Genomic DNA, 2,219 nt, shown 5'->3' with positions numbered 1-2,219 from the left:
ATTGAAATATTACCATCTATAACCTCTTTCAAAATAGCATTAATCATCTCATCATTTTTCTTTTTTGAAAAAACATTTTCATCCGAATTTGTTTGTTTTAATAAATCAATAAGATATGATTTATGATTATAAGATAATTTCTTACCTCCCAAATATATTCTAATTGATTCAGAAATCTCATCAATAACTGTAGGATCATCTATGAAAATTGGTCTAACAAACTCTCTGTTTATATTAATCGTTGATGCTTCTCTGTCTAATACATCTTCTATGAAAACAAGCTTCCCACTATTATTATTAACCTCTGTAAATGAAATTGTTGATTTTAAATTATTAGATGTTAAATTAGAAATTTGAGAATTGAATTCATTGTTAAATACCGATTGCAACATTTCAAATTTCAAATTATCTTCTTTTAGAATATCTGTGTCTAATATCTTTTTAATTTCTTTGATACTCATTCTAATAAGAATATCATCTAAATCTACTTCCATTTCTCCTTCTAAATTTCCCGTTGTTAGACTTTGTGTTATGACGGTTTCTTCTAAAGAATTAATGATTTTTTTTAGTTTATTAGAAAAATTAATACTTTGATTTTCAAACTCTTTTTGAGAAGTAGGATGCTCTTCGAGCATAGAAATGATATACGACATATTATCAAGCAATGCAGTTGCTTCTTCCGCAATTGCTAAACTTTCTTCATCTAATGAAATTTTTTTAAGTCTGTTTAACTCATTATCTATGATATTTAACTTTTGCTTGAATAATTTTATATACGAACTTTCAGCTAAGCTCGTGCCGATAGCATATAAGACTCTCCCCACCGTACTTTTCCCCGAACTATTAGATCCAGCTATTACGGTTACACCTTCTATTTTTATATCTGCGTTAGCTATTATTCCTATATTTTCTATGTTGAGAATAATTTTAAACACACCCTCTCATAAATTAATGTTTTCTCAAGTTGTATTTCTTTAATTTTATATGAGTTATTTTAAAAAAAATACAGTGTTTTTTCGTGTTTATTCGACATTTACACTACAAACACTATAAAAAATAGGTGTTCCAGTGAATTTGTTTTTATAATGGCTTCTAAATGTTGGATCTGCCCCATTTTTGAATTTTCCCCTTAGAAACTCCATTGCTTCATCTCCAACTAGCTCTAATGGCTTCTCTAAACCCTTAGAACAGTGGTAAATCTTTTCCCCTAATAAACGTTCATCTGCGCTAGCTTTATTCATGTACTTCACCATATATCCTGTGATTTTAGAAATATCATAAATATCTTTTACCTCTGCTTTCCCTAAGCCCCATTTCTCCTCTAAAACTCCTTGCGTTATATCTAGATTAACAATCATATGATAATGAATCGCTCCTCTTTCTTGAAACTCTATTACATCAATAAATTTAAGCTCTTCATTTTTACATAATCTACGCAATTTTTTCTTGAAGTTTTTTAATGCTTTATTGGCTTCTTTTACATCAGTTATATTCTTTTCAAATGTTAAAGTAATGAATTTATCGCCGTTAGAAAAATTGGCTTTGATAAGTCTTTTAACAGTATTTCTAGCTCTGATATTACTCTTAGCTCTTGATTTTAGTCGTTCTTCAGGTGTCTTGTTGTCATTTTTAGAGTAGCTACGTCTGTATTTACCTGTATCACTACTTGATAAATCTCTTAATTGGATAGGTGTTATATGAAAGTATACTTCTACACTGTCACCACTTACATATACCTTTGTTGAATAAGATTTAGAATTTTTCAAAGTTCTTGCTAAATTTGTAGCCTTTTCTTCTACTTCTGCAAGTTCCTGTTTTATATCCCATAAAGCATCCTGCTCATCTAGAGGTATATTTTCATAAATTTCTTCTGATTGTGAATTCATAATTATTTACTTCACTCCTTTGTTAAATTAATAAATTATTCAAATTTTAATTACTATGGTTCTTTTATGTAAGGTAAATAATAACAAGGTAATTACATAAAAGAACCGCTCTTTTTTTCACCCAAAACTCCTGAATATTTTTATGTATTTATTTAACTTATTATGCAAAAATATACTTATACATATTTTATAGAAAGGGTGAATATGCGTGCATACCAACCTACATTTACAACCAGTTGCAACTCAATATGATCGCTATCAAGAAGCCTTGAAGCAAATTGAAGAAAAGATTAAAAATCGAGCAAAAGACTTTGAAATACTTCTGTATGAATC

The 2,219-nt window shown here is 28.6% G+C and carries 2 protein-coding genes; both read right to left on the bottom strand.

Going from position 1 to position 2,219, the window contains the following annotated elements; genetic code table 11:
* The coding region (locus tag QI30_RS18790; RefSeq protein ID WP_148113885.1) for a hypothetical protein at nucleotides 1-935 on the bottom strand (935 nt) is incomplete at its 3' end.
* 87 nt (nucleotides 936-1,022) lie between these two features.
* Nucleotides 1,023-1,886 (bottom strand): rolling circle replication-associated protein, encoded by an 864-nt coding sequence (locus tag QI30_RS18785; protein WP_126992076.1) that lies wholly within the window; start codon nucleotides 1,884-1,886, stop codon nucleotides 1,023-1,025.
* Nucleotides 1,887-2,219: the final 333 nt, after the last annotated feature.

It is taken from the genome of Candidatus Kurthia intestinigallinarum (assembly GCF_003991225.1).
Taxonomy (GTDB): Bacteria; Bacillota; Bacilli; order Bacillales_A; family Planococcaceae; genus Kurthia; species Kurthia populi.
This window is presented reverse-complemented; position numbering and strand designations above follow the sequence as displayed.